The sequence below is a fragment of the Mesorhizobium sp. M0048 genome (assembly GCF_040323405.1).
Classification (GTDB): domain Bacteria; phylum Pseudomonadota; class Alphaproteobacteria; order Rhizobiales; family Rhizobiaceae; genus Mesorhizobium.
The window spans coordinates 112,322-139,176 of record NZ_JAMYUV010000009.1; the positions used below are offsets into that span (position 1 = coordinate 112,322).

Here is a 26,855-nt window from a genome sequence, read left to right on the forward strand (position 1 = left end):
CCGGCGCGAAGCCGGAACCAACAGGAGAGAGATAATGTTCAGGAAGATGGTTTTTGGCGCGGTTTCATTGCTCGCCATCGCAACAAGTGCCGCTCACGCCCAGGATATCAAGGAATTCCGCATCGGCATCCTTGGTGGTGAAAATGAAGCGGACCGGCTGCGCAACTTTCAGTGCCTCGCCGATCACCTGAAGTCCGAATTCGGCTTCGAGAAGGTCTCGCTGTTCCCGGCCGCCGACTATGACGGGGTGATCCAGGGCCTGCTCGGCGGCACCCTCGATTTCGCCGAGCTTGGCGCGTCAGGCTATGCCAGCGTCTACCTCAAGGATCCGAACGCCGTGACCCCGATCCTCACCACCCAGCAGACCGACGGCGCGACCGGCTATTATTCGATCGGCCTGGCGCTGAAGTCGTCCGGCATCACCGACATCAAGTCGGCAAAGGGCAAGAAGCTCGGCTATGCCGACCCGGATTCGACCTCCGGTTATCTGATCCCGCTGACCCAGATCCCGAAGGACACCGGCGCCTCGAACGAAACCTTCTTCGCCTCGACCCAGTTCAATGGCGGCCACGAGAACAACCTCCTCGCCGTTCGCGACGGCAAGGTCGATGTTGCGGTTGACGACTCCTCGGGCATTGGCGACTTCAAGAACGGCTACACCTCCGGCACCTTCCACAAGGAAGTCGCCAAGGGCGCCGTCGACCCCAACGATTTCGTCGAAGTCTGGCGCTCCGGCCTGATCCCGAACGGCCCGCTGGTCGTGCGCACCGCGCTCGGTGGCGATATGAGCGCCAAGCTCGCCAACTTCTTCACCAGCCTGCCGGCCAAGGACAAGCCCTGCTTCGAGGCCATCGAAGGCGGCGATTTCACTGGCTACGTTCCTGTGAAGCCGGACTTCTACAGCGTCATCGTCGAAGCCCGCAAAGCCGCGATCGGCGGCTGAATGCGGTGGCAAAGGGCGGCCTTACCAGCGCCGCCCTTTTTGCATGCCCGATCATGACCATCTCAGCCACGATCCGTTCAGACGCGACCCGGCGGACAGCCGACTCCTGGCGACGGCAGACGTCCTTGCGCCGGTTCTACACGGCGCTCGGCATCGGTTTGCTGCTTATCGCCATGTGCACAGCCATGTGGTTTGCCGACGAGGCCAATGCCGGACATTTCTTCGATCGGCTGCCGCACATACTGGATTTCCTTAGCTGGCTTGTTCCCAAAGACTGGAACGACGTCTGGCGGGCGCTGTTCGACATCGCATCGCCGCACGACAAGGGCAGCCAGGAGTTCAACTTCCCGCTTGGCCGCGTTTATCTCTGGGGCGGTTTTTACCTACCCGAATATTTCGAGCTGATGCTCACCACGCTCAACGTGGCGCTGGTTTCCACTTTCATCGGCTTCGTCTTTGCGGTGCCGTTCTCGTTCATCGCCGCGCGCAATTTGACACCCAGTCCGGTGCTCAGGCTCGTCGTCAAGCGCTTCATGGAACTGCTTCGCGCCTTCCCCGAGATCGTCATTGCCGGCCTGTTCGCAGCCATCCTCTCGACTGGCCCGGTCGCGGCCATCATCGCCATCGGCCTGCATTCGATCGGCGCCCTCGGCAAGCTCTTCTACGAGATCAACGAAAACATCGACATGCGCGCCGACGAAGGCCTGCGCGCGGTCGGCGCCAACTGGTTCGAGCGCGTGCGCTTCGCCGGCCTGCCACAGGTGCTGCCCAATTTCATGTCTTACGCGCTGCTCAGGATCGAGATCAATGTCCGTATCTCGACCATCATCGGCGCGGTCGGCGGAGGCGGCATCGGCGAGGAGCTGAAGCTCTCCATCTCACGCGGCTTTGGCGCCAAGACGCTGGCACTGGTGCTGCTGTTGTTTACCACCATCTTCCTCGTCGACCAGTTCTCCGCCTGGCTTCGTCGCAAGCTCGTCGGCGAGCAGGCCTTCATGATGGGCGCCTGACCATGATCCCAAAAAGTGGATTCCGGTTTTTGGAAAAGATCATGGCAAATCAACAAGAAGACTGCCCATGGCCGCGATGACCGCCGATGAGATGCAGGCGATAGAGGAGCGCTTTCCCCAAGTGTTCCGACGGCCCTTGTACAAACGCTTCGGCCCGCTGGTGCTGTTCGCCGGCATCCTGCTCTACCTCGTCTATGCCTTGTGGTTCTTCAGCCTGCCGCAAGTGCTGAGGGAATCGCATTGGGAGCGACTGCCGCTCTTCCTGACGCAATGGATCAGCTACGATCTGCAGCCGGAATTCCGTCTCGATCAGCCTCAGATCACACCCAAATACCCGCGTTTTTCTGCACTTGGCGAAGACCCGCATCCCGACTGGGTCATCGCCAATGCCAACGGCTCCTACACCGTTCTGATCGAAGGCCGAGCCAAATCCGTCACCTTCGACAAGGCCGAGGCAACGCTTGTCGCCAATGGCCAAGCGGTGCCGGTGTCGTTGACCAGCGGCAAGCCGGTGATAACCGGCCCGGTGCCGGACTGGATCACCGCGCATGACGATGAAATCGTCGCCCGGATGGGCTTTGCCGGCGAGGTTCGCATAACCGTCGATCGCGTCAAGGTCCGCAAGCGCTTCCTCGGCTGGGCGAATTTCGTCTTCGACACACGCTCGCCCTTCTTCGGCAAGTCGCCCGGCGAGGTGGTCTCGTTGCTGATGTCCGGACCCCAGCTCAAGCCGGGCACATCGAACATTGCGCTGGCCGCGGACAATATCTGGAACAACGCCCAATGGCAGCATGGCGACGTCTGGACGAAGCTGTTCCAGACCATCGTCATGGCGTTTCTCGGCACCTTGCTCGGCGGCATCGTCGCCTTCCCGCTCGCCTTTTTCGCCGCCCGCAACATCACCCCGAGCGGCCTCCTCAGCCAGGTGCTCAAGCGGTTCTTCGATTTCATGCGATCGGTCGACATGCTGATCTGGGCGCTGTTCTTCACCCGCGCCTTCGGCCCGGGCCCGCTGGCCGGCAGCGCCGCGATTTTCTTCACCGAGATCGGCACGCTCGGCAAAGTCTATTCGGAAGGCCTCGAGAACATCGACGACAAGCCACGCGAGGGCATCCAGTCGACCGGCGCGAACGGCTTGCTGGTGCAGCGCTATGGCGTGCTGCCGGAGGTGATCCCGGTCTTCATCAGCCAGACACTCTATCAGTGGGAATCCAACACCAGGGGCGCGACGATCATCGGCGCCGTCGGTGCCGGCGGGATCGGCCTGAAGCTTTGGGAAGCGATGCGCACCAACTCCAACTGGGCCAATGTCTTCTACATGGTGCTCTTGGTCCTGCTCGTCGTTTTCATCTTCGACAACATTTCCAATTTGCTGCGCCGCCGGCTGAGCAGGACGATCCACGACTACAACCGGATCCAGGCCGAGCAGGGGTGACGGGTGCATCGGGCTGGCCGATCGTTATGCAACTTTCCTCCACCCGTCCTTAATATGCCTGTAGCCGTCGCGGTAGACAGCTTCCGGGCCTTCGGAAAAGTCGCGCCACACCTTGGTGGCCGCGGCCAAGTCCTTCAGCGAACGCCCGAACGCCTCGATCGTCAGCCAATCGTCGTAGCCGCTCTTGCGGATGGCGGAGAAAGTCTCCTTCCAGGGAATATGGCCACGGCCCGGCACCCCGCGATCGTTCTCCGAAATGTGGATATGGACGATGTTGTTGCGGTTGCGCGTATAGGCGCCAATCGGGTCGGCTTCTTCGATGTTGGCATGGAAGGTGTCGTACATCGCCTTGATGTGCGGCCGGTCGATCGCGTCGATATGCTCCGATAAATCGTCCATCGTGTTGAGCAGGTAGCATTCGAAGCGGTTGAGCGCCTCCAACCCGATGGTGACGCTCTTGTTGCCGGCATAGTCGCCAATGGCGCGTTGCGAAGCGATCGAACGTTTTTTCTCGGCCGCTGTCGGCCCGCTGCCGGAGAAGGCCCCGAGTGTCGAATGGAGCGGGCCGCTCAACGTGTTCGCGCCAAGCGCCTGAGCGCAGTCGATCGCCGATTTCATGTAGTCGATACCGGCTTTGCGCGTCGAGGCATCCGGCGAGATCAGGTTCATCGCCGGATCGCCCATCGCCGAGACGGCGGTGCGTTGCAGCCCGATACGGTCGAGCAGTTCGCCGAGTTTCCTGTAGTTGTCCGGCGTGCCGGAGAAGACCGGTATTTCGACGCCGTCGAAGCCGGTCGCCTTGATGTCCCTCAACAACGGCTCGTGTTTTTTCGAGACACTGGTCGTCCACAACAACATGCACATGCCGATTTTCATCGACGCCCCTCCCTTCATTCGCTCGATCGCCGGAGGGGTGATGAGATTCAGGTCAGGCCGAGCCGAAAATGGCGGGTTCCGAGAACCGGAGCGGAGCGTGCTTTTGGTACATGAGCACCGGAAGCGCAGGAAACTGCCATTTGCAGGCCGGTCTCACCTGACTATCACCACCACCCTTCAGAGCTTCGTCCACGCCCCATTCTTCTTCGACGACTTCACGCAGGCCTCGATGAAGGCCATGCCCTCGACGCCGTCCTGCACGGTCGGGAAGACGACATCCTTAGCCGGCTTCCCGCCCTTCCGGCGCGCTGCACGAATCGCCCGCGCGGCTTCCTGATAGATGTTGGCGAAACCTTCGAGATAGCCTTCCGGATGCCCTGGCGGAACGCGGCTGACGCGCCCGGCGACGGGGAGCGCGCCGGCGCCATTACGGGTAATCAACTGCTTCGGCTGGCCGAACGGCGTGTACCAGAGATAGTTCGGGTCGGCCTGCACCCATTCGAGGCCGCCCTTCGAGCCGTAGATGCGCAATTTCAACCCGTTCTCGTGGCCGGGCGCCACCTGGCTTGCCCAGATCATTCCCTTGGCCGGGTGCGACCCGCCGACCGGCTTGAAGCGCAGCAGCACATTGATGTTGTCGTCGAGCAGCCTCCCCGGCACGAAGGCATCGAGATCGGCCGACAACGAATCGAGCTCCAGCCCGGAGACGAAACGGGCAAGGTTGTAGGCATGCGTGCCGATATCGCCCAGTGCACCGCCGGCACCCGCCTGCTTCGGGTCAGAGCGCCACGCAGCCTGCTTCTGGCCGGTGGCGGCCAGGTCTTCGGTCAGCCAGTCCTGCGGATATTCCGACTGCACGATGCGGATATCGCCGAGCTGTCCCTTGGCCACCATCTCGCGTGCCTGCCGCACCATCGGATAGGCGGTGTAGTTATGCGTCAGCACGAACACCTTGCCAGTCTTTTCGACCAGCGCCGCCAGCCTCTTTGCCTCGGCTAGCGTCGTCGCTAGTGGCTTGTCGCAGATGACGTGGATGCCGGCCTCGAGAAAAGCTTTGGCGGCCGGCACGTGCACATTGTTCGGCGTGACGATGGCCACCACCTCGATGCCATCCGGCCGCTTGGCCTCCGCCTTGGCCATCTCGGCATAGGAGCCGTAGCTGCGTGCCGGATCGAGCCCAAGCTCGGCCGCCGAGGCCTTGGCGCGCTCCGGATTCGACGAGAGGGCGCCAGCAACCAGCACGAACTCGTTATCCATGCGTGCCGCGATGCGGTGCACCGCGCCGATAAAGGCGCCTTGTCCGCCGCCAACCATGCCGTAGCGGATCGGACCGCCTCCCGTTTCCGTCTTCGATGCGCCAACCACGATTTTCTCCCTCGTCATTGAAATACCCCTCCCCTTGAGGGGAAGGTGGCCCGCAGGGCCGGGTGGGGTCGGTTCATGCCGAGCCCTACGCCCAGCGACCCCACCCCGATCCGCTGCGCGGATCGACCCTCCCCTCGAGGGGGAGGGAATATCTGTGCTAGATCCCCATCATGCCGCGCAGCACCTTTTTATCGGTCGTGCCGCCGGCGAAGTCGTCGAATGCTTTTTCCGTCACCCTGATGATGTGGTGCTGGATGAAGGGAGCGCCTTCGGCCGCACCATCCTCCGGGTGCTTGAGGCAGCATTCCCATTCCAGCACCGCCCATGAATCGTAATTGTATTGGGTGAGCTTGGAGAAGATGCCGCGGAAATCCACCTGCCCGTCGCCGAGCGAGCGGAAACGCCCGGCACGGTTGGTCCAGCTCTGGTAACCGGAATAGACGCCTTGCCGCCCGGTTGGATTGAACTCGGCATCCTTGACGTGGAACGCCTTGATCCGCTCGTGGTAGATGTCGATAAATTCGAGATAATCGAGCTGCTGCAGCAGGAAGTGCGACGGGTCATAGTTGATGTTGCAGCGCTTGTGGCCGCCGACCGAATCGAGGAACATCTCGAATGTCGCGCCGTCGAACACGTCCTCGCCTGGATGAATTTCGTAGCCGACATCGACGCCGTTTTCGTCATAAACGTCGAGGATCGGCGTCCAGCGTTTGCCGAGTTCGGCAAATGCCTCCTCGATCAATCCCGCCGGCCGCTGCGGCCAGGGGTAGAGGTATGGGAAGGCCAACGCTCCGCAAAACGACACCGACGCCTTGAGCCCGAGATTCTTCGACGCCTTGGCGGCGAACTTCATCTGTTCGACCGCCCATTGTTGCCTGGCTTTTGGATTGTTGTGCACCGCAGCCGGCGCGAAGCCGTCGAACTGCGCGTCATAGGCCGGATGCACCGCCACCAGTTGCCCCTGCAGATGCGTCGACAGTTCGGTGATCTCGACGCCGGCATCGGCGCAGATGCCCTTCACCTCCTCGCAATAGGCCTTGGAGGAGGCTGCCTTCTCGAGATCGAACAATCGGGCGTCCCATGTCGGGATCTGCACGCCCTTGTAGCCCAGACCAGCCGCCCATTTGGTGATCGAGGCCAGCGAATTGAACGGCGCGGCGTCGCCCGCAAACTGCGCCAGGAACAGACCAGGCCCCTTCATCGTCGTCGGCATCGGCATCTCCCTATGTTTCACGACCAAGCATAGCGCCGATTGAAAACAGGGCCAGCGTCTTTGGTCTCTTTGCACAGCGCGCTCAGCGCCGCTATTCTGGTATTACCAAATGCCGAAATCTGGTCAAGCCATTTGACGCGCTGCCGCAGTCCTGCAACCATGCCGAGTTAAGCCACATGTTTAAGTATAATCAATAGCATAGACAGGAGCCAACGCTTGATGGCAGCACTTCTTGCCGTCCAGATGAAATTACTGTAGACCTCCCATCAAGCCCAATTGGTCGAACCAGTTTGCAAAAAAATGCTGGGACGCCTTGGGGAGGAATCATGCGGCGGCTTCGGCAGAGTGCGCCGCAGGCAAACTGGTACAGGCGATTCTGGGAAGGATAGACCATGCATCTTTCGACGCACAATTGGATGCGGGCGGAGCCGCTGGAAACGACGCTCAAGCGCATCAAGAAATTCGGCTATGAGTCGATCGAGATTTCCGGCGAACCCGAACAGTACAAGCCCAAGGAGACGCGCGCACTGTTGAACGAGTACGGCATTCGCTGCTGGGGAGCGGTGACGCTGATGCTGGGCGAGCGCAATCTCGCCGCCAAGGACCAGGGCCAACGCGAGCGGTCGGTGCAGTACGTCAAGGACGTGCTGACCATGGTCAGCGAGCTCGACGGCGAGATTATCACGCTGGTTCCCGCCACTGTCGGCAAGGTCGTGCCGGACGGCACCGAGGAAGAGGAATGGAAATGGGTGGTCGATGCCACCCGGGAATGCTTCACCCACGCCAAGAAAGTTGGCGTCAAGATCGCGGTTGAGCCGCTCAACCGCTTCGAGACTTATCTGTTCAACCGCGGCGCCCAGGCACTGGCGCTGGCCGATGCGGTCAGCCCCGAATGCGGCGTCTGCCTCGACGCCTACCACATCCACATGGAAGAATTTAACGTCTATGACGCCATCCGGCAGGTCGGCGAGCGCCTGTACGATTTCCATGTCGCCGACAACAACCGCTTCGCCGCGGGCCTTGGGCAGATCGACTGGCCGAAGATCGTCGGCACGCTGAAGGAGATCGGCTATGACGGCGCGCTGACCAATGAATTCGTCGCCCCCGTCGACCGCACGCCGGCTGCTCCCTATCCCGACATGGTCGAACGCAACCCCGTCGACATCTCGCCGGAGCAGCTGAAGTTCATTCAGGACCACGGCTCCAGCGTGCTCACGGAGAAATTCTACACCGACCAGATGCGCATCAACGCGGAAACGCTGCTGCCGCTGATCAAGTAGCCGAGCCGTTTGGAAAGAGCCCTTCCGCCTCACCGCGGCCGGGCCGAGGATGAACATGCGCATCAAAACGGTCCAAGCCTGGTGGGTCCGCATACCGATCGAAGTCGCGAAGCAGCACCGCAGCGACTTCGGTCAGGTGGCGACGTTCGACGCCGCTATCCTGCGCATCGAAACCGACGACGGGCTGGTCGGCTGGGGCGAAGGCAAGAATGCCGCCGGCAGCGCCGGGAGTTACGGCGCTCTCGTTCATTTGCTGAACTACGAGGTCGGCCCGCAGCTGGTCGGCCGCGACCCGGCCGACATCGGCGTCATCTGGGAGATGCTCTACAATGGCACGCGCCACGACAGTGCCGCTCGCGCCGGCCATGCCATGCCGCAACTGGCACGACGGGGCATGAGCATCGCTGCCATCAGCGCCGTCGACATCGCATTGTGGGACATTCTCGGCAAATCGCTCGGCGTTCCGGTCTGGCGGCTGCTCGGCGGCCGCAAGCTGGACCGCATGCCGGCCTATGCTTCCGGCGGCTGGGCCACCGCGGAAGCCATCGGCGACCAGCTGCAGTCCTACATCGCCAAGGGCGGCTTCAAGGCGCTGAAGATGCGCGTCGGCGCGATGGATGGCGCCCCACATATCTCGGCCGCTCGCGTCCGCGCCGCAAGACAGGCGCTCGGTCCAGATATCGATCTGATGGTCGACGCGCACGGCACTTACACGGTGGCCGAAGCCAAGCGCTTCATCCATCTCGCCGGCGACCTCGATCTCGCCTGGTTCGAGGAGCCGGTGATCGCTGACGACAAGCCCGGCATGGCCGAGGTGCGCGCCTGCGGTTCGATCCCGATCGCCACCGGCGAAAGCGAGGCGACACGCTATGCCTTCCGCGACCTCGCCGTGCTCAAATCCGCCGATATCTTCCAGCCGGATCCGGCCTTTTGCGGTGGCATCAGCGAGGCGATGAAGATCGGCACCATCGCCAGCGCCTTCAATCTGCGCTTTGCGCCGCATCTTTGGGCCGGCGCGCCCTGCTTCTTTGCCGGGCTGCATGTCTGCGCCGCTTCGCCGGCGAGCTTCACCGTCGAATATTCGCTCGGCGCCAACCCGATGATCCACGATCTGATCGAAGAGACTGTCGAAGCAAAGGACGGTATGGTAGCGATCCCTGATAGACCCGGGCTGGGATTCACCATTTCGGAGCGGTTCCTGGAGGCGCACGCGCAACACGGCTGACATGAAAGAAAAGAACCTTCTCGCGGAACTCGCCGCCTATCTGTTCTCCCATTCCGACAAGGAGACCGGCCGCACGCCGTCGGAGCGCGAACTGGCAGAGCATTTCAGCGTCAGCCGCGGACAGATCCGCGAGGCGCTGGCCATTCTCGAGGCGATGCGCATCGTCGAGCGACGGGCGAAATCCGGCATCTACATCGATACGAAGCAGGCGAGCGTCGAGGCGATGGCGCTGTTCGCCCGCGCGGGCCTGCCGCTCGATCCCGTCCAGATCTACGAGACGGTCGAGTTGCGCAAGATCCACGAGATCAAGGCCGCCGAACTGGCCTGTTCACGCGCCACCGAGGAGAATTTCGAGCGGCTGCGCGAGATCCTGAAGGCCTCCGAGGATCGCATCGCCGCCGGTGAAGGCCTTGCCCGGGAAGACCGCGAGTTCCACCTCGAGATCGTGCGGGCGACCAAGAACAGCGTCTTCCACAATATCTGCAGCGTCTACTACATGATGGGTGAGCTGCGCCTGCCGATCTATTTCAACGATCCCGAACGCAGCGTGCGCTCCCATGCCGAGCATATCCAGATCTACGAGGCGCTGCTGCGCCGCGACGGCAATCTCGCCCAGGCGCTGATGAGCGCCCATCTGCAAGGCGCCGAAAGCTACTGGAAGGGGCTGATCGAGGGGCGTGGGGCGGAACCGCAAAGCCCAGCGCTCGAAAAGGCCTGAAATGCCCAAGATCCTGTCGACACACAGACTGCACCCCCGTGCCTCTTCCATGCTGACAGGGGCCGGCGAACTCGTCGTTGCTTCCGCCCTCGACGCGCATACGCTTGCCGCCGAGGCAAGGGACGCCGATGTCATCATCGTTCGCGCTCCCTTGCCTGCGTCGCTTTTCGAAGGAGCAAGGAAGCTCAGGGCCGCGATCCGGCACGGCGCCGGGCTGGACATGGTACCTATGGAAGCGGCCAATGCCGCCGGCGTGCTGGTGGCGAACGTACCGGGGGTGAACGCGCGATCCGTCGCCGAATACGTGATGTTCGCGGCGCTGGCGCTGCTTAGGCGCTTTCGTGTGTTGGACCGCGACCTGCGTGCGAAGGGCTGGCTGGCCGGCCGCGAACACACTGTGGTGGCCAGCGAGCTAGCGGGCAAGACGATCGGCATTGTCGGTCTCGGCGCGATCGGCCAGGCGGTTGGCCATATCGCGGCACATGGGTTCGATCTGAATGTGGTGGCGACGACGCGCAGCATGCGGCCGGCGCCGGACAGGGTCGGCTTCCTGTCGATCGATGCGCTGATCGAACAGAGCGACATCATCGTTCTGTGCTGCCCGCTGACGCCCGAAACACGGGGGCTGATCAGCCGCGAGCGCATTGACCGGATGAAGCCGGATGCGCTGCTGATCAATGTTTCGCGCGGGCCGGTGATCGACGACGACGCGCTGATCGAGGCCTTGCAGAAGGGCCGTATCGGCGGCGCCGCACTCGATGTTTTTGCAACACAACCGCTGCCGCCCAACCACCCCTATTTCGGCTTCGACAACGTCATCGTCACCCCGCACATGGCTGGGATCACCGAGCAGTCGATGATGCGCATGGGCGTCGGCGCGGCTGGCGAAGCCTTGCTGGTGCTGGCCAACAGATTACCGGTCAATCTGCGCAACCCGGAAGTGGTCGAGCACTACCGGCGGCGGTTCCCTGTCGATCTCTGAGCGCCTCAATTTTCCCGAACTCGCCGGCGATGGTGCCGGCATGGTAAACGTCACAAAATTCCTGCTGACCGCTGGCTTCTGCGTGGCGACGGCGCAAGTCTTCGCCAACGGACAGGGCAGCTACGTGTTCTGCGACAACGGCTTGCGCTGCGTGGCGGCACCCTGTCCATCGAACAGCGCACTCGACCTCGCTACTGGTAAGCTCATCAAAGGCGTTTCAATCGACATTGATCGCCTGCCGCAGCAAGACAAAGCCCTCAATCTTTCGGACAAGCTCTATGCCGGCGAGGTCGTTGTTGTCGGATCGATCGAGAACCGCACCCGGACCTTCAACGGCAAGCGGTACACCCTGCCTTGGCTGGTTGCCACCGGCATCGAACGCGCCGCCAAGGACAGCGAACGCGGCCACTGCTCGTCGCGCTGACACGCGCTGTCGGATCAATTTGCAAGCAGCGCCTCCACGCCGGCTGCGATGCGCAGCAGGTGGTGGTCATGACCATTGCGCGCCACCAGCATCAGCCCGGCCGGGCGCGTCTTTCCCGGCATGGGCAGCGAGATTGCTGACAGATCGAACTGGTTGGCGACCTGCGTGTTGCGCAGCAGAAGACCCTCGATCCTGTTGCAGAGGGCCTCGTCACCGGTCATCGAGACGATCGTCGGCGCCGTCACCGGCGTGGTCGGCAGGGCCAGTACGTCTACCCCTGACAGCCGCTCATCCATTGCGGCGACAAGTGCTGCGCGACGGCGCATTGCCCTGATATAGACCGTGGCCGGAATGGCGGCGGCGCGCGACAATGGTCCGCTTACCCGCGGGTCGACCGGCGTCGCCGCTCCCGTCGCCAGCCAGTCGGCATGGATCTCCGCCCCTTCCATCGCCGCGATCGAGGCGCGCTTGGTTGCCGCGCGCAGTTCGGCAAGCAGGTCGTCGATCGACAGTTCCGCAAGCCGTGCGCCGCTAAGCTCCATCTTGCGAAGACACCAGTCGAACGTCGTCGCGACCTCTTCCTGCGTATCATCGAACAGCACGCCGCGCGCAATGCCGATGCGCAGGCCGTGCAGTGGAAGCGGCAACAGTGCTGCCAGGTTTTCGCCCGACATCACTGCATCGGCCGCCGCACATTCCGCGACGGTGCGGGCCAGCGGACCGATCGAGTCCAGCGTGGCCGACAGCGGAAACGCACCCGCGAGCGGCACGCGCCGCGCGGTCGGCTTGAAACCGACGACGCCATTCAGCGATGCCGGAATGCGCACCGAACCACCCGTATCGGAACCGATAGAGATTTGGCTGGTGCCTTCGCCGACCGAAACCGCGGCGCCTGAGGACGAGCCGCCCGGAATACGGGTGGCATCGCTTGCATTGCCGGGGGTGCCGTAATGCGGATTGACGCCGATCGCGGTGAAGGCGAACTCGGTCATGTTGGTCTTGCCGAGGATGACTGCACCGGCCTGACGCAGCCGTCGCACGACAATGGCATCCCGCAGCGCCGGCGCTGCGGTGGCGAGCAGCAGAGAGCCCGCCGTGGTCGGCTCGCCAGCGACATCGAACAGATCCTTGATCGAGACGATCGCCCCATCGAGCGGCCCGAGCGTGACGCCGGCTTTTCGCCGCGCATCGGCTGCGTCGGCCGCCGCCCGTGCGGCTTCCGGGTAGAGCTTTACGAAAACGCTTTCGTCGTCGACGCGAACGGCAAGACGCGAAAGAATTGCTTCGAGGCTATCACGGGCTGATTGCATTTTCGGTGTCGGACTCCGCACGCTTGGAACGTCTTAAGATAGCAGCCCCAACTGCCGCAGGAGACATAGCCCGGCACGGTCGGATTTGCACCTGTCGAACCGAAGGAGGAAGGCCCGATGCTCTACCAAGGCAGCTGCCACTGCGGCAAGGTCGCGTTCGAGGTCGAAGGCGAGCTGACCGGAGCCGTACGGTGCAATTGCTCGATCTGCTCGCGCAAGGGTGCACTGCTATGGGCAGTGCCGCATGAAAGCGTGCGGGTGCTTGCCTGGGGCGATGATCTCGGCCGCTACAGCTTCGGCAACCATGTCATCGCGCACCGCTTCTGCCGCAGCTGCGGCATTCACCCCTTCGCCGAGGATGTCGGCGAAGGGAGCGGGCGAAGTGCCTATATCAATATTCATTGTATCGAGGCGTTGGACGTCGCCGCCGTGCCGGTCTTCGACTTCGACGGCCGTTCCGTTTAGGCCTTGGGATCGTCGATCGGCTTGGGGCCAAGGAAGAACGCCGCCAGTGCCGCAAGCAATGTCGCCGCCGCGCAATAGGCGAAGGCGCTGGCAACGCCGGTATTGTCGACCAGCAGGCCGCCGAACACGGCGCCCAACGCGATGGCGACCTGGAACGTCATAACCATGAGCCCGCCGGCGCTTTCCGCCTGATCGGGGGCGGCTCGCACCAGCCAGGTCTGCAGCCCGACTGGGACGGCACCGAAGGCAAAGCCCCAGCTGGCCACTGCTATTGCAGCCACGACGGGTGAGCCTCCGACCACCAGCAGCAGGAGCGCTGAAGACGCGATCAGCAGAGGCGCCAGAGTGACGGCTGCCTTGAGGCTGCGCTCGGCAATGAAGCCGCCGGCAAAATTGCCGAAGAAACCACCAATGCCGTAGGCGAGCAGCACAAGCGAGATCGTCTCGATGTCCAGTGCGGGCACCTTCTCGAGAAACGGGCGGACATAGGTGAAGCCGGCAAAGTGTCCCGAGGCGACCAGCAACACCACCAGCAGCGCTACTCTGATCATCGGCCGCTTCATCACCTCCAGCAGCGTGCGAAAACCTGCTGTACCTGCCGGCGGCAGTCGCGGGATGGTAGCCACCTGTACCAGAAGCGCCAGCGCGCCGACCACGGCGGCGATCATGAAGGCCGTCCGCCATCCCCAGATGTCGCCGACATAGGCGCCGACCGGAGCAGCGCAGACCGTCGCCACCGAAACGCCGGTGAGGATGATCGACATGGCGCGCGGCATCAGCCGCATTGGGACAAGCCGCATCGCCATGGCCGCCGACATCGACCAGAATCCGCCGAGACTGATCCCGAGCATGATGCGGGCGATCAGAAGAATAGGAAGCGACGACGCAAACGCGGCCACCAGGTTTGACAGCACAAGCAGCACGGTCAGCGCCAACATGACCAGCCTGCGGTCCAGCCGCTTGGTGACAATAGCCATGGTCGGTGCCGCAATCGCGCCAATGACGGCCGTTGCCGTTACCGCCTGCCCGGCGGCGCCTTCGGTGATGCCGAGATCCTGCGCAAGCGGCGTCAGCAGGCTGGCCGGCAGAAATTCTGCGGTCACCAGGCCGAAGACTCCGAGCGCCAAGGAGACCACCGCCCCCCATGCGGGGTCGGATCGTTCGCCAGTTTCAGATGGGTCGAGAACGGCGTCCATGACGCCTGTCGCGGGTTCGGTCATGAGGGATCTCCGGTCTGTTGCAGCGCAGCATTTGACTGCAATGCAACATAAGGAGTGACTAGCTGGAGTTTCCATGCTAGAAACACCATTATGTTTGACCGTTCGTCCAAAATCCCCGTAACCGGCGATCCACTGACGGACATATTGCGCGGATTGCGCCTCGAAGGCGTCGATTACGGCCGTTGCGAGATGAAGGAGCCTTGGGGCATCCATTTTCCGGCTCAGGCGGCGGCACGGTTTCATTTCATCGGCCGTAAAGGCTGCTGGTTGCTGCAGCCGTCCGGCGAATGGGTCGAGCTCAAGGCGGGCGACGCTGCCTTGTTGCCGCGCGGCTCAGCTCACACGCTGGCGAGCGAGCCGGGTATCGAGGCGGCGCCGATCCACGGCTATGAGGTCGAGGAGATCTGCAAGAATGTCTATTGCATGTCGAATGACGGCGTGCCCGGCTGCCGTCCGGGGACCTTGCTGTTTTTCGGCAGCATGTATTTCAATCTCGATGGCTTGCACCCCTTGCTCGGCATGATGCCGGACGTGATGCGCGCACATGAGTTGGAAGCCTATGAACCAGGTATTCCACATTTGCTGGAAGCGATGGCCCGCGAGGTGTCGATGGAGCGCGTCGGCTCCGGCGGCATCCTGGCGCGGCTGGCCGATGTGCTTGCCGCGACCGTCATCCGCTCATGGGTCGAGCGCGGCTGCGGCGACTCTTCCGGATGGATCGCGGCGGTCAGGGATCGCGAGATCGGCCGGGTGCTGGCCGCGATCCACCTGGAACCGAACCGTGACTGGACGGTGGAGGCTCTGGCGAAGATGATGGGTGCCTCGCGATCGGGTTTCGCCGATCGCTTCGCCACCATTGTCGGCGAAACACCGGCAAAGTACGTCACGCAGGTGCGGATGCACCAGGCGCGGCAATGGCTGGTCCGCGACCGGCTCAAGATTTCCGTCGTGGCGGCGCGCCTCGGCTACGAATCCGACGCCTCCTTCAGCCGCGCCTTCAAACGGGTCATCGGATCGCCGCCCAGCCATTTCCGGGCCGAGGAACAGGCGGAGATCCGCTAATGCATGTCGCGCAAAAGTGTGCAGCGGTTTTGCGATAACGACGTGCATCAAAACAAGAATCTAAAGCGCGTCGCATGAGGCCGGTCGAACGCGACGCGCTTTAGGCCGGCTAAACGTTGGCCGGCTTATTGCTCGGTGATACAGGCCGAGCCGGCACTGCTCTTGCAATATTTGCCGGAGGCCCCGCACCTGCCATCCGAGACTTCGACGACGGTGCCGCTCAACAACAGTTTGCAGTCGCTGGTGGACAGATTGACCGTGCCGTTGAGGCCCTTGATCTTCTTGGCGTCGACCTTCGCACCGGCGACGATTTTCTTGGCTGCCTGCGCCTCGCCCAGATGCGCCGCCAACAATCCCATACCGGCGACAAGCAGGATCGTCGCAAAAGTGCGGAACAGATTTCCCATAGCCAACCCTCCATTTCGGGCCTCCAAAATTGGGCTTGCAAAGCCCGTTTGGGACCAAAGGATCAGCCTATTCGACAAATCGGAGCATCCGCATCCCCCGCACGGGGGATGACGGGAAGACTCGAGCATTTCGCACCAAATGGAGTCACGTAGCGTCGCACAAATGCGGCTAAAACACATAGATAGAGCGGGATACACGGTTCGTGTTGAACGCATCCCGCTCCAGCTGCAGTAAAGAGGCTTGTACTTAGCCGGCGTGACGCAGGCTTATTCCGCTGCCCTTGTCGAACAGCACCACCTTGTCCGGATTCCAGGCAAAGCGCACCGGCTGCTCTATCTGGACGTCGGTCCTGGCCGGCACGGTGGCGCGCAGCATGGCGTCGCCGACCCGCAGCGTCAGGATCTTCTCGACGCCATGGTTCTCGACATCGTGGACCCGCGCCTCGACCGGCGCGCCGGTCTCGAGATAGACGTCTTCGGGACGAATACCGAAGACGACCGGGCGACCGTCGGTCGCCGCGCCCGGCGTGGCCCCCCCCGAAGTCTTGGCACCCCCCGCAAACGGCAATTCGAAATTGAGCGGCGCCATCACCGCACGTCCGTTGACGAGCTTGCCGTCGATGAGGTTCATCGGCGGTGAGCCGACGAAGCTTGCCACGTAGGTGTCGCGCGGATTGTTGTAGATCTCGTACGGCGTGCCGGTCTGGACGATGCGGCCATGGTTGAGCACGCCGACCTTGTCACCCATCGACATCGCCTCGATCTGATCGTGCGTCACGAACAGGAAGGTGGCGCCAAGCTGCATCTGCAGGTTCTTCAATTCGGTGCGCAGCGCCTCGCGCAATTTGGCGTCGAGCGCCGACAACGGCTCGTCCATCAGGAATACCCGCGGCTTGCGCACGATGGCGCGGCCGATCGAGACGCGCTGCATCTCGCCGCCTGAAAGCCTATCGGTCTTGCGGTCGAGCAGATGCTCGATGCGCAGCGTCCTGGCCGCGCGGTCGACACGATCCTTGATCTCGGCATCGGGCAGCCGGCGGATCTTCGGCTTCAGCGGAAATTCGAGGTTCTGGCGCACCGTATAGCGCGGATAGAGCGAATATTGCTGCAGCACCAGCGCCACGTCGCGCTCGGCCGCGCCCCAGTCGGCGACATCGACGCCATCGATGAAGACCTGGCCTTCGCTCGGTTTTTCCAGGCCGGCAATCATGCGCAGCGTCGTCGTCTTGCCGGCGCCGGTCTCGCCAAGCAGGACGAAGAACTCGCCATCGGCGATGTCGAGATCGAGCCCGGTCAAGGCGGTGTGGTTACCGAACTTCTTTGAGATGTTCTTGAGCTGGATGTGGGCCATCAGAGTCTCACTCCCAGCGATTTGCCGCTCGCCGTGTCGAAGAAATGCGCCTGGCTGGGATCTATTCTGACGAAGACCCTTTCGCCGGGGCCGCTGATGAAGCCGCTCTTGGTGCGCGCACGCAGCATCTTGGAGCCGACCTTGAGGTCGACGATGTCGAAGGACCCGAGCGGCTCGACGATCTGCGTCTCCACCGGCAGGAACCCCTCGGCGGTTTCGCGGCGGACGAGGACGCCTTCCGGCCGTATGCCGAGCGCGAGTTGGCTGCCGGCATGGCCATTGAGCTTCGACAGCAAGGCGCGCGGGAATTCGAAGCCAGCGGCCGCATCGCCGACCGTGACCGAGGCCGATGAGGGTTTCTCGGTCACCGAAGCGTCGGCGACGTTCATCACCGGGCTGCCGACAAATTGCGCGACGAAAAGATTCGCCGGATGCGAATAGACCTCGTCCGGCGAGCCGACCTGCTGCAGTACACCTTCATGCATGATGACGATGCGGTCGGCGAGGCTCATCGCCTCGATCTGGTCGTGGGTGACATAGATGCTGGTCGAACCCTGCTTGATGTGCAGCCGCTTGATCTCGGCCCGCATCTCCTCGCGCAGCTTGGCATCGAGCGCGCCGATCGGCTCGTCCATCAGCATCGCCTTCGGCCGCCGCACCAAGGCCCGGCCGATCGCCACGCGCTGCATGTCGCCGCCGGACAGCGCCGACGGTTTCTTGGCGAGGAGATCGCTGATCTGCAGCGTCTTGGCGACCGAGCGCACCTCGCTGTCGATCTCGGCCTTGCTCTTGCGCGTCGCTCTCAGTGGAAAGGCGATGTTCTCGTAAACGCTCATATGCGGATAGAGCGAAAACGATTGGAAGACCATGGCGATGTCGCGGTCGGCGGCCTTGAGGTGCTGGACCGGCTTGCCGTCGATGAGGATGTCGCCGCCGTCGATCGTCTCCAGCCCGGCAATCGCCCTGAGCGTCGTCGTCTTGCCGCAGCCCGACTGGCCGAGCAGCACGATGAACTCGTTGTCGTCGATCTTCAGGTTGAGGTCCTTGATGACCTGGACGGCGCCGAAATATTTCTGGACGCCGCGAAGCTCGATTTGGGTCAATGCTGTGCCCCCGGATTTGCCCCTTGCCCGGTGCCGGCCTTCTCCTCCGGCGCGATCTTGGAGGTGATGTTGAAGCCGATCAGACCGATCAGGATGATGGTCACGCCATAGCTGTGCAGCAGCATGTTCCACGGCTGGCAGAGCGCGATGATACCGAGCACCATCAGCACCTGGCTGCCCGGTTCGAGATATTTCTGGTTGATGTCGCGAAAGCTCATTTGCGGATCGCTCCGAAGGACATGCCGCGCAACAGGTGGTTGCGGAGCAGGAAGGTGAAGATCGCGACCGGCAGCAGGAACAGGAAGGTTCCGGCGGCGATCACCGTCCAGTCCGGCAGGCCGGAACCGACCTGGCTGGGAATGAAGGGCGGTGCCGTCTGGGCGCGGCGGCTGGTCATGATCAGCGCGAAGGCATACTCGTTCCACGCCGTGATGAAGCAGAACACGGCGGTGGCGGCGATGCCGGTGGCGGCCTCGGGCAGCACGATCTTGAAGAAGGCCTCCATGCGCGTGTAGCCGTCGACGAGCGCCGCCTCTTCATACTCCTTCGGGATTTCGTCCATGAAGCCCTTCATCAGCCAGACCGAGAAGGACAGGTTGAAGGCGGTGTAAAGAATGATCAGGCCGACATGGGAATCGTTGAGCCCTACCGCCCGGTACATCAGGAACATTGGGATGGCGACGACCACCGGCGGCAGCATGCGCGTCGACAGGATGAAGAAGAGCAGATCCGCCTCTCCCTTCACCTTGAAGCGCGAGAAGCCATAGGCGGTGAAGGTGCCCATGCCGACGGCCAGGACGGTCGAGGTTATGGCGACGATCAGCGAATTCATGAAACGGCTCGGATAGCCCGACCACTGCACCTGGCCCTTGCCGTCGCGCACGATCTTTTCGCCGCCATTGAAGACGACGCGCTCCCACCACGGCGCAGCCGCGTACTCCTCCGGCGACGGCGGGCTGCGCAGCTGCGAACGCTTGGTGAACAACTTGACGAAGGGCGATATCTCCGGCTGGAAAACCACCGTCGGCGGAATGGTGGTGGCGAGATTGCGCGGCTTGAAAGCCGTCGAGGCGATCCAGTAGATCGGCGCCAGGAAGATGATCGTCACCAGCAGGACAGCGACGATGGCGACCCGGTTGAAGGTGATTTCGGAAGAAGTGCGGACTGCGGCCATCTCAGCGCTCCTTCACCTTGTTGAGATATTTGACATAGATGTTGGTGATCGCCAGCACCATGATCAGCACGATGTAGGCGAGCGCGCAGGAACGCCCGGTCTGCCATTCCTGGAACGCCATCTTATAGAGCCGGATCGAGATCAGCTCGGCCGTCGGCTGGCTGGTCAGGATGTAGGCGAGGTCGAAGGTCTTGAACGCCTCCATGGTGCGGAAGATGACCGCGATCATCAGGATCGGCGCAACCAGCGGCAGCGTTATGCGGAAGAAGGTGTAGAACGGCCCGGCCCTGTCGATCGCGGCTGCCTCGTAGAGATGCTTGGGCACAGCCGACAGGCCGGCCAGCGACAACAGCATGACAAAGGGCGACCACATCCAGATGTCGGTCAGCGCGACCGCATAGAGCGCCATTTTCGGATTCGACAGCCATTCGAAGGTGCCGAGGCCGAGCGCATAATTGATGATGCCGAAGGACGGATCGTAGAGCAGCTTCCAGAACAGGCCGACGACGGCCATCGACAGCATCATCGGCAACAACAGGAGCGTCGTCAGCAGGCCCTTGAGCGGAATGTCGCGATTGAGCAGCATGGCCACGCCGAAGCCGACGAGCAGCTGGCCGGCGACCGAGATGATGACGTATTTTGCGGTGATGGCGAAGTTGGACCAGACATAGGGATCGCTGAGCAGGTCGCGATAGTTTTGCAGCCCGACGAAATTCGCCGCCGCGCTGGTCGAGGCGCGGAAATCGGTGAACGAATAGCCCAGCGAATAGATCAGCGGGAAGATGTTGAAGACGATCAGAAACAGGATCGTCGGGATGATGAAGAGATTGCGGATCGAAATGTCGCTTAGACCGCGAGCGGCGGCCCGCGAGGACCTGTCCAGCGTGGTGATCATCGTGGTCGCCAAGACCCTGCTCCCGGTTCAAGAATCAGAAAAAGAAACGGAGGAGGCACGAACGCCCCCTCCGTGAAACTTCATGCTTATTGGCCGCGGCCGTATTTCTTGAAGGTCGCGTTCCAGTCGGCTGCCAGTGCGTCCAGCGTCTCCTTGGCGGTGCCTTCGCCGCCGATCATGTAAGGATAGATGCGCTGGTTGAGCTGCTGCAGCAGTTCCGCATATTCCGGAACCGCCCAGAAGTCCTTGACCTTGAACATGGTCTCGTAGAACGCCTTGTTGTAGGGCGTGGCGTTCTGGAATTCGGGCGACTTGAGCACGGCGGCACTGCAGGTGTAGCCGCCAAGCGCTGCCCATTTCTTCTGGGTCTCGTCCTTGATGAACCATTCCAGGAACTTCGTCGCCTGTTCCTGCTTCTGCGAGTAGGAAACGATGGAGATGCCCTGACCGCCGAGTGCGGCGAACTGGTCGCCGCCAGGTCCGGCTGGATTGGCGAAGAAGCCGGTGTTCTTGGCGTTCGGGTTCGACGCCTCGTTGATCAACGAGGGGAAGAACGCGAAGTAGTTCATGCTCATCGCGGCCAGGTTTTCAGTGATCGCCTGGTTGTCCTCGACGAAGAACGACTTGGCCCAGCCCGGAGGCGTGAACTTGTAGAGTTCCTTGTAGGCGTCGAGCGCCGCGATCGCCTTGTCGGAGTTGATGAAGCCATCGACCTTGTAGGTCTTATAGTCACCCAGCTCGCCGCCAAAGGAGAACAGCGCGTTTTCGAAGCCCATCGCCATCGCGTCATAAGAATTGTCGGTGTAGATGGCGATGCCGTATTTTTTCTGGTCCGGCCGGTAGAAGAATTCGGCGATGTCGCGTAGCGCCTTGAAATCCTTCGGCACGTCGAGATCGTAGCCATACTTGGCCTTGAAGGCTTCTTTTTCCTTGGGGTCTTCGAACCAGTCCTTGCGATAGGACCAGCCGACGGCGTCGCCTTCGAGCGGAATGGCCCAGTACTTGCTGCTGCCGCCCGGATATTCGGCATAGTATTTCACCGTGGCCGGTGCCATCACTTCACCGACCTTGTGCTTGTTGAAGAAGTCGGTCAGGTCGACATAGTGGCCACCGGTCGAGCCAGCACCAAGCCATTGCGAGTCGCCGACGACCATATCGTAGGCGTCGCCATGGGCGTTGAACTCGGTGAAGGCCTTGGTCTGGAAGTCGGGCCACGGTGTGGTTTCCACCGTGATCTTGACGCCGGTTTCCTTCTCGTACTCGTTGCCGAGTTCCTGCAGGTAATTGGCCGGATCCCATTCCGCCCAGAAGATTGTAAGTTCCTTTTCCTGCGCGTAGACGGACGTTCCGCAGGCGAGCACTAGGCCGATACCAGCAAGCAAGCTGGTCATTGTCTTGCGCATAATGATTTCCTCCCTTGTGCGCATTCTACCGTTCATGAGAACCGGCATCGAGGCCGGCCCTGGTAGTCCTCCCGTGACGGCACCGTTTCGGTCTGTGAGCCTCCTCGCTCGACCGAAACGGATCTCAGCCTTCACCTTTGATCCGCTTTATTTGTCCTGATCTGGTATTACCAATTTAAGAGGAACGTCAAGCCCTTTCTTGGACGGTGACGGACACGCAGACAAGCTGGCTTCTGCGATATCTGCCTGTTTTCGCCGAATTTTCCTACTGCATGATACATGAATGCCTTACTTGGGCCGCTGCATCGCCAGTAGCATGAATAGCCAAGTTGAAAATCTGGTCGAACCAGATTGGCGTCATCTCACGGCGGTCGTCGGCGCGATCCCATCTCCTTCAATCATCGACTCGGTCATAGCCGCGCGCACAAGAGCCCCGGCCGCCCATTGCGCAACCGACATCATACTGCGGCTATCCAAGCCCCATATATCCTTCAATACGATCAGCATCTCAACACCGAAGATCAGCGACAGCGCCTGCGCAAGCCGCTTGAATTCGCGCTGCGGCAACTGGCCCTTGAGTGGCGCGATCGCATCCTTCAAAAGCTCGATGCGATGGCCGCGCGTGAAGGCCGGTTCGCCGCCCAGCGTGCCTGCCTGTCGCTGTGCCCACTGGTCGAGCGACAGTTTCAGCGCCGCCTTGAACGTCGCTTCGAAGGCCTCGATGCGCGGCATGGCGGTGTCGAACAGCTCGGCGACCCGGCGCTCCGGATCGGCAGAGATCGATTGCCAGGTAAGGATCGGCCCGAGCCCTTCGTCGACCACCGCCTGCACCAGCGCCGCCTGGCTCGGAAAATACCGATAAGCGGTGGCGCGCGAGACTTCCGCTGCTTCCGCCACCTCGCTGACGGAGGGCGTGGCGCCCGCCTGCATCAGCTTTGTCGCCGTCTCCAGCATCAGCCGCTTGGTGCGCGCGCGGGCCCCGCGCTCAGCCCGCGGGCTGGCGCCTTGGCCGGCGTCGTCGTTCACTGTCGCTTGTTGACGTGAGACATCCATGTTAATACGATACGCGCGTCTCAAAAAATTGCAATGGCCCTTCGCCCATCGAACGGCCAGGCAAAGGGGCGGCAGCGCCGAACACGCCCAAGACCGGGGAAACGCGATGAAGCGCATCTATGTGGTGGGCACCGCCGACACCAAGGGCGAGGAACTCGCATTTCTGTCCGATGCGGTCGCCGCTACCGGCGCTTCGATTGCCCGTGTCGACATCGGAACACGCGGCGCGACCGTGCCGGTCGACATTTCGGCAGACGAGGTCGCCAGCCACCATTCCGAGGGTCGCAACGCCGTGCTCGGCGTCGACGATCGCGGCACCGCGGTGGCGGCAATGGCTGCCGCCTTTGCCCGGTTTGTTCAATCGCGCAGCGACATTGCCGGGATTATCGGCATTGGCGGCGGTGGCGGCACCTCGATCATCACCGCAGGAATGCGCACGCTGCCGCTCGGCCTGCCCAAGATCATGGTTTCGACGTTGGCCTCCGGTGACACCACGCCTTACGTCGACGTCTCCGACATCGTCATGATGCCGTCGGTGACCGACATGGCCGGCCTCAACCGACTTTCCCGTGTCGTGCTGCACAATGCCGCCCAGGCGATATCAGGCATGGCGGCAAAGCCGGCGCCGCCGGCCGACGGCAGACCCTCGATAGGCCTGACCATGTTCGGCGTCACCACGCCATGCGTGACCGCGATCGCCGATGAGCTTCGTTCGACCTATGACTGCATGGTCTTTCATGCCACCGGAACCGGCGGCCGCACCATGGAAAAAATGGCCGACAGCGGCCTGTTGTCCGGCGTCATCGACATCACAACGACCGAAGTCTGCGACTTGCTGCTTGGCGGCGTGCTGCCGGCGACCGAAGATCGCTTTGTCGCCATCGCCCGCACCAGGCTGCCTTATATCGGCTCGGTCGGCGCGCTCGACATGGTCAATTTCTGGGCGCCGCCGACAATTCCGGAACGCTATCGCGGCCGGCTGTTTTATGAGCACAATCCAAACGTCACGCTGATGCGCACCACTGCCGACGAAAGCAGGACGATCGGCGAATGGATCGGGACAAGGCTGAGCCTCTGCCAGGGTCCGGTTCGTTGCCTCATTCCGGAGAAAGGCGTGTCGGCGCTCGACATCGAAGGCGGCGCCTTCTTCGACCCTGAAGCCGATGCCGCTTTGTTCGAGGCGATCGAGCGTACCATCAAACCCGCCAAAACGCGGCGCGTGCTGCGCCTGCCGCTGCACATCAACGATCCGGAATTCGCCTGGGCCGCCACAACGGCCTTCCTCGACATCGCCAGACAGTGAGACACCAAGACATGGCCGCCATACCGCGCAAGAAAATCCTGGAGAAATTCCGCATGATGATTGCGGATGGCGTGCCGATCGTCGGCGGCGGTGCCGGCACCGGCCTGTCGGCCAAGGCCGAGGAAGCCGGCGGCATCGACCTGATCATCATCTACAATTCCGGCCGCTACCGCATGGCCGGGCGCGGCTCGGCCGCCGGCCTGCTCGCCTATGGCAACGCCAACGAGATCGTCAAGGAGATGGCCTACGAAGTGCTGCCGGTGGTGAAGAAGACGCCGGTGCTGGCCGGCGTCAACGGCACTGATCCCTTCGTCATCATGCCGCTGCTTTTGGCCGAGTTGAAGACGATGGGCTTTTCCGGCGTCCAGAATTTTCCGACCATCGGCCTGTTCGACGGCCAGATGCGGCGGAGTTTTGAAGAAACCGGCATGGGCTTCGGGCTCGAGATCGACATGATCGCCGAGGCTCACAGACTCGACCTGTTGACCACGCCCTATGTCTTCAACCCAGACGAGGCGCGCGCCATGACAACAGCCGGCGCCGACATCGTCGTCGCCCATATGGGGGTGACCACCGGCGGCTCGATCGGCGCGACGTCGGCTAAATCGCTGGACGACTGTGTCAGCGAGATCGACGCCATCGCCAAAGCGGCACGCTCAGTGCGCGAGGATATAATCCTGCTTTGCCATGGCGGGCCGATCTCGATGCCGGACGACGCCAGATATATTCTCGAGCGCTGCAAGGGCCTGCACGGGTTCTATGGCGCCAGTTCGATGGAGCGGCTGCCGGCGGAAGCCTCGATCGCCAGGCAGACGGCGGATTTCAAGGCCGTCACGTTCGGCGCTGCGTAGAGACCAGCAAAAAGAAGGTGGGACGATGACCGACAACAGCAAGGTGTTCGTATATCCAAAAGACGTCAGCGCCTTCGGCTTCGACTGGGGCAGGCTGTCGCTGACGGTCGCTCCCGAAGTGAACGGCGCAAAGCGATTTTCCGGTGGTGTCGTCGACCTCCCGTCGGGCAAGGGCCATACGCGTTATAACCATCCGGGTGCGGAGGAGATCATCTTCGTCATCTCAGGCGATGGCGAGCAGATGGTCGAGGACGAGAAAGGCAACCCGGTCGTCGAGAAAGTCGGCCCCGGCTGCACCATCTATGTGCCGGAAAGCCGCTTCCACTCGACGCTCAATACCGGCGATGGGCCGATGCAGCTTTTCGTCGTCTATTCGCCGGCCGGGCCGGAACTGGCGTTGCGGGAGTTGCCGGATTTCAGGTTGATCCCGCCGGGCGGGGATAGAAGCGCCTAACCCCCGCCCGCGTTCCAGCCCCGGCCCCGATCGCCGAACATCACGTACCCTGTGTCGGTGACCGCCACCGTGTCCTCCAGCTTGATGAAGCCGCGCGTCGGGTGGAGCATGGTCGTCTCGACCGAAAGCACCATGTTCTTCTCCAGCGGCTTTGCGGCATAGGTGCCTTCATAGGTCACCGGATGGTTGGTCATCAGGAACGGCGCTTCATGCGTGATCAGCCCCATGCCATGCGCGAAGAAATCGGTATAGGGCGCAACCTTCGACTTCTTCAGCACGCCTTCGGCATGAGAAATCATGTCACCGCCCAGCGTGCCCGCCTTGACCTTGGAGAAGGCCGCCTGCTGCACTGTCTCGATCTCGGCCAGCAGATCCTCGAGTTCGGCGTCAGGCTCGCCCAGCACGCCCATGCGGCAAAGGTCGCCGATATAGCCGTGGTAGTTGCCGCCGGAATCGATCGACATCACCTCGCCCCGTTTCCAGGCCTGCGGCGAGGCGGCGCGGTTGTGGCTGGAGCCTAGCGTCAACAGGCAATATTCGAAATGCGCGCCGCGATTGGTCTCCTCGCGCCTGAGCTGTTCGATGATCTCGCTCTTGGTCGTGCCTTCGCGTGCCCAGCCGATGGTCGCCAGCATGGAATCGGTGATCAGCTCGGAGGCGATGCGCAGCTTCTCCAACTCGGCCTCGGTTTTGATTGCGCGCATGCGCTCCAGCATATCAGTCGCATCGATCAGCTTGGCATCCGGCAGCGCGTTGCGGATCAGCATATAGGCGTCGGACGGCAGGAAGGCGGGCTCGATGCCGACGCGGGCATTGCCCTTGCCGATCTTTCGCAAATGCTCGACCGCCAGGTTGGCGGCATCGAGCGTGCCCCAGCAGGCGGCATGCAGTGTCGGCGTCCAGAATGGATGGTTCTGGTGCTCGCCGCCTTCCATGCGGTTGGCGATATAGGCGGCATGCTCCGGCCCACCTTTCTCATAGACGACGACAGGCAGATAACGGCTGTGGCCGATCGCATCCATGGCGGCGAAGAAGATGAACTTGTAGCCGCCAAGCAGATACTGCGTGTTGTGCTTGGAGGTGGCGAGCAGCACGTCGATGCCGGCCTCCTCCATCAGCCCGTCCACCCGAGCCTGGTCGAACGGCACGCCGCCGACGGCATTCTTGCCTGGGGCAATGTTCATGTCTCTCTCCCTGAAATCCCTTGGCCGGCCGCTCGCCGGCACCGGCTTTCCGGCTCTGACCCTCGGCTATGCTTAATCTGCATCATTTTGCCCGATCTGGTCCAGCCAGAACGGGCGAACCAGCCCCAAAGCTGGTCCACCTGCTGCAC

27 protein-coding genes are annotated in these 26,855 nt (G+C 62.3%); 13 read left to right on the forward strand and 14 right to left on the reverse strand.

What is annotated here, in order from left to right; genetic code table 11:
• The first annotated feature begins 34 nt into the window (after positions 1-34).
• The 3 genes from phnD (at position 35) to phnE (NKJ84_RS12255) (ending at position 3,388) form a co-directional block, all read left to right on the forward strand.
• Positions 35-943: a phosphonate ABC transporter substrate-binding protein gene (phnD, locus tag NKJ84_RS12245; protein ID WP_352476349.1), complete on the forward strand. Its 909-nt coding sequence runs from the start codon at positions 35-37 to the stop codon at positions 941-943.
• Positions 944-996: 53 nt separating this feature from the next.
• On the forward strand, positions 997-1,953 hold the full coding sequence (phnE, locus tag NKJ84_RS12250; protein WP_352506654.1) for a phosphonate ABC transporter, permease protein PhnE: 957 nt from the start codon (positions 997-999) through the stop codon (positions 1,951-1,953).
• A 67-nt stretch (positions 1,954-2,020) separates the two neighbouring features.
• Positions 2,021-3,388 carry a phosphonate ABC transporter, permease protein PhnE gene (gene phnE, locus NKJ84_RS12255; protein ID WP_352506655.1) on the forward strand — a complete coding sequence of 456 codons (1,368 nt, stop codon included), beginning with the start codon at positions 2,021-2,023 and terminating at the stop codon, positions 3,386-3,388.
• A gap of 24 nt (positions 3,389-3,412) precedes the next feature.
• Here phnE (NKJ84_RS12255) and NKJ84_RS12260 read toward each other — a convergent pair whose 3' ends face one another.
• From NKJ84_RS12260 to NKJ84_RS12270, 3 genes are all read right to left on the reverse strand, one after another.
• Entirely contained in the window at positions 3,413-4,264 is an 852-nt protein-coding gene (locus tag NKJ84_RS12260) for a sugar phosphate isomerase/epimerase family protein (protein WP_352506656.1), read from the reverse strand.
• Positions 4,265-4,441: 177 nt separating this feature from the next.
• On the reverse strand, positions 4,442-5,647 hold the full coding sequence (locus NKJ84_RS12265; RefSeq protein ID WP_352476346.1) for a Gfo/Idh/MocA family protein: 1,206 nt from the start codon (positions 5,645-5,647) through the stop codon (positions 4,442-4,444).
• 139 nt (positions 5,648-5,786) lie between these two features.
• On the reverse strand, positions 5,787-6,842 hold the full coding sequence (locus NKJ84_RS12270; protein WP_352506657.1) for a sugar phosphate isomerase/epimerase family protein: 1,056 nt from the start codon (positions 6,840-6,842) through the stop codon (positions 5,787-5,789).
• A gap of 392 nt (positions 6,843-7,234) precedes the next feature.
• Between NKJ84_RS12270 and NKJ84_RS12275 the strand changes: the two genes are divergently transcribed.
• From NKJ84_RS12275 to NKJ84_RS12295, 5 genes are read left to right on the forward strand one after another with little or no spacing between them, the layout of a single operon-like run.
• Positions 7,235-8,122 carry a sugar phosphate isomerase/epimerase family protein gene (locus NKJ84_RS12275; protein WP_352506658.1) on the forward strand — a complete coding sequence of 296 codons (888 nt, stop codon included), beginning with the start codon at positions 7,235-7,237 and terminating at the stop codon, positions 8,120-8,122.
• A gap of 55 nt (positions 8,123-8,177) precedes the next feature.
• Positions 8,178-9,347, forward strand: coding sequence for a mandelate racemase/muconate lactonizing enzyme family protein (locus NKJ84_RS12280; RefSeq protein ID WP_254816744.1), 1,170 nt, complete (start codon positions 8,178-8,180; stop codon positions 9,345-9,347).
• Between the two features lies 1 nt (position 9,348).
• Positions 9,349-10,065: a FadR/GntR family transcriptional regulator gene (locus tag NKJ84_RS12285; protein ID WP_254816743.1), complete on the forward strand. Its 717-nt coding sequence runs from the start codon at positions 9,349-9,351 to the stop codon at positions 10,063-10,065.
• A 1-nt stretch (position 10,066) separates the two neighbouring features.
• Positions 10,067-11,047: a hydroxyacid dehydrogenase gene (locus tag NKJ84_RS12290; protein WP_352506659.1), complete on the forward strand. Its 981-nt coding sequence runs from the start codon at positions 10,067-10,069 to the stop codon at positions 11,045-11,047.
• A gap of 40 nt (positions 11,048-11,087) precedes the next feature.
• Positions 11,088-11,471, forward strand: a complete 384-nt coding sequence (locus tag NKJ84_RS12295; protein WP_352476343.1) for a hypothetical protein — start codon at positions 11,088-11,090, stop codon at positions 11,469-11,471.
• Between the two features lie 14 nt (positions 11,472-11,485).
• Here the strand turns inward: NKJ84_RS12295 and NKJ84_RS12300 are convergent, their stop codons facing one another.
• Positions 11,486-12,781, reverse strand: coding sequence for an amidase (locus tag NKJ84_RS12300; protein ID WP_352506660.1), 1,296 nt, complete (start codon positions 12,779-12,781; stop codon positions 11,486-11,488).
• Positions 12,782-12,898: 117 nt separating this feature from the next.
• Here NKJ84_RS12300 and NKJ84_RS12305 point away from each other — a divergent pair, with 117 nt between their 5' ends.
• Positions 12,899-13,246: a GFA family protein gene (locus NKJ84_RS12305; RefSeq protein ID WP_352506661.1), complete on the forward strand. Its 348-nt coding sequence runs from the start codon at positions 12,899-12,901 to the stop codon at positions 13,244-13,246.
• Here the strand turns inward: NKJ84_RS12305 and NKJ84_RS12310 are convergent.
• Complete coding sequence (locus NKJ84_RS12310; RefSeq protein WP_352506662.1) at positions 13,243-14,466, reverse strand: MFS transporter; 1,224 nt, start codon at positions 14,464-14,466, stop codon at positions 13,243-13,245. The two genes, NKJ84_RS12305 and NKJ84_RS12310, sit on opposite strands and share 4 nt — an antisense overlap.
• Before the next feature lie 90 nt (positions 14,467-14,556).
• On the opposite strand from NKJ84_RS12310, the gene NKJ84_RS12315 reads away from it, so the two are divergent.
• Positions 14,557-15,528 carry an AraC family transcriptional regulator gene (locus NKJ84_RS12315; RefSeq protein ID WP_352506663.1) on the forward strand — a complete coding sequence of 324 codons (972 nt, stop codon included), beginning with the start codon at positions 14,557-14,559 and terminating at the stop codon, positions 15,526-15,528.
• Positions 15,529-15,653: 125 nt separating this feature from the next.
• Here the strand turns inward: NKJ84_RS12315 and NKJ84_RS12320 are convergent, their stop codons facing one another.
• The 8 genes from NKJ84_RS12320 to NKJ84_RS12355 all read right to left on the reverse strand — a co-directional run bounded on the left by NKJ84_RS12320 (position 15,654) and on the right by NKJ84_RS12355 (position 22,914).
• Positions 15,654-15,935 carry a hypothetical protein gene (locus tag NKJ84_RS12320; RefSeq protein ID WP_352506664.1) on the reverse strand — a complete coding sequence of 94 codons (282 nt, stop codon included), beginning with the start codon at positions 15,933-15,935 and terminating at the stop codon, positions 15,654-15,656.
• 247 nt (positions 15,936-16,182) lie between these two features.
• Positions 16,183-17,286 carry an ABC transporter ATP-binding protein gene (locus NKJ84_RS12325; protein ID WP_352506665.1) on the reverse strand — a complete coding sequence of 368 codons (1,104 nt, stop codon included), beginning with the start codon at positions 17,284-17,286 and terminating at the stop codon, positions 16,183-16,185.
• Positions 17,286-18,389 (reverse strand): ABC transporter ATP-binding protein, encoded by a 1,104-nt coding sequence (locus NKJ84_RS12330; RefSeq protein WP_352506666.1) that lies wholly within the window; start codon positions 18,387-18,389, stop codon positions 17,286-17,288. The genes NKJ84_RS12325 and NKJ84_RS12330 overlap by 1 nt, the downstream gene beginning before the upstream one ends.
• Positions 18,386-18,607 (reverse strand): hypothetical protein, encoded by a 222-nt coding sequence (locus NKJ84_RS12335; RefSeq protein WP_023675179.1) that lies wholly within the window; start codon positions 18,605-18,607, stop codon positions 18,386-18,388. The genes NKJ84_RS12330 and NKJ84_RS12335 overlap by 4 nt, the downstream gene beginning before the upstream one ends.
• Entirely contained in the window at positions 18,604-19,563 is a 960-nt protein-coding gene (locus tag NKJ84_RS12340) for a carbohydrate ABC transporter permease (protein WP_352476335.1), read from the reverse strand. Before NKJ84_RS12340 ends, NKJ84_RS12335 begins: the two co-directional genes overlap by 4 nt.
• 1 nt (position 19,564) lies before the next feature.
• Positions 19,565-20,470 (reverse strand): carbohydrate ABC transporter permease, encoded by a 906-nt coding sequence (locus NKJ84_RS12345; protein ID WP_254816733.1) that lies wholly within the window; start codon positions 20,468-20,470, stop codon positions 19,565-19,567.
• A 74-nt stretch (positions 20,471-20,544) separates the two neighbouring features.
• Positions 20,545-21,861, reverse strand: coding sequence for an ABC transporter substrate-binding protein (locus NKJ84_RS12350; protein ID WP_352506667.1), 1,317 nt, complete (start codon positions 21,859-21,861; stop codon positions 20,545-20,547).
• Positions 21,862-22,218: 357 nt separating this feature from the next.
• The gene (locus NKJ84_RS12355) at positions 22,219-22,914 is read right to left on the reverse strand and encodes a TetR/AcrR family transcriptional regulator (protein WP_352506668.1); all 696 of its coding nucleotides are present in this window, start codon (positions 22,912-22,914) and stop codon (positions 22,219-22,221) included.
• Between the two features lie 106 nt (positions 22,915-23,020).
• Here NKJ84_RS12355 and NKJ84_RS12360 point away from each other — a divergent pair, with 106 nt between their 5' ends.
• From NKJ84_RS12360 to NKJ84_RS12370, 3 genes are read left to right on the forward strand one after another with little or no spacing between them, the layout of a single operon-like run.
• Entirely contained in the window at positions 23,021-24,217 is a 1,197-nt protein-coding gene (locus NKJ84_RS12360; protein ID WP_352506669.1) for a Tm-1-like ATP-binding domain-containing protein, read from the forward strand.
• An 11-nt stretch (positions 24,218-24,228) separates the two neighbouring features.
• Positions 24,229-25,068, forward strand: coding sequence for a phosphoenolpyruvate hydrolase family protein (locus NKJ84_RS12365; protein WP_352506670.1), 840 nt, complete (start codon positions 24,229-24,231; stop codon positions 25,066-25,068).
• A gap of 25 nt (positions 25,069-25,093) precedes the next feature.
• Entirely contained in the window at positions 25,094-25,522 is a 429-nt protein-coding gene (locus tag NKJ84_RS12370) for a cupin domain-containing protein (protein ID WP_352506671.1), read from the forward strand.
• Here the strand turns inward: NKJ84_RS12370 and NKJ84_RS12375 are convergent.
• On the reverse strand, positions 25,519-26,706 hold the full coding sequence (locus NKJ84_RS12375; RefSeq protein ID WP_352506672.1) for a M24 family metallopeptidase: 1,188 nt from the start codon (positions 26,704-26,706) through the stop codon (positions 25,519-25,521). The two genes, NKJ84_RS12370 and NKJ84_RS12375, sit on opposite strands and share 4 nt — an antisense overlap.
• Positions 26,707-26,855 lie beyond the last annotated feature (149 nt).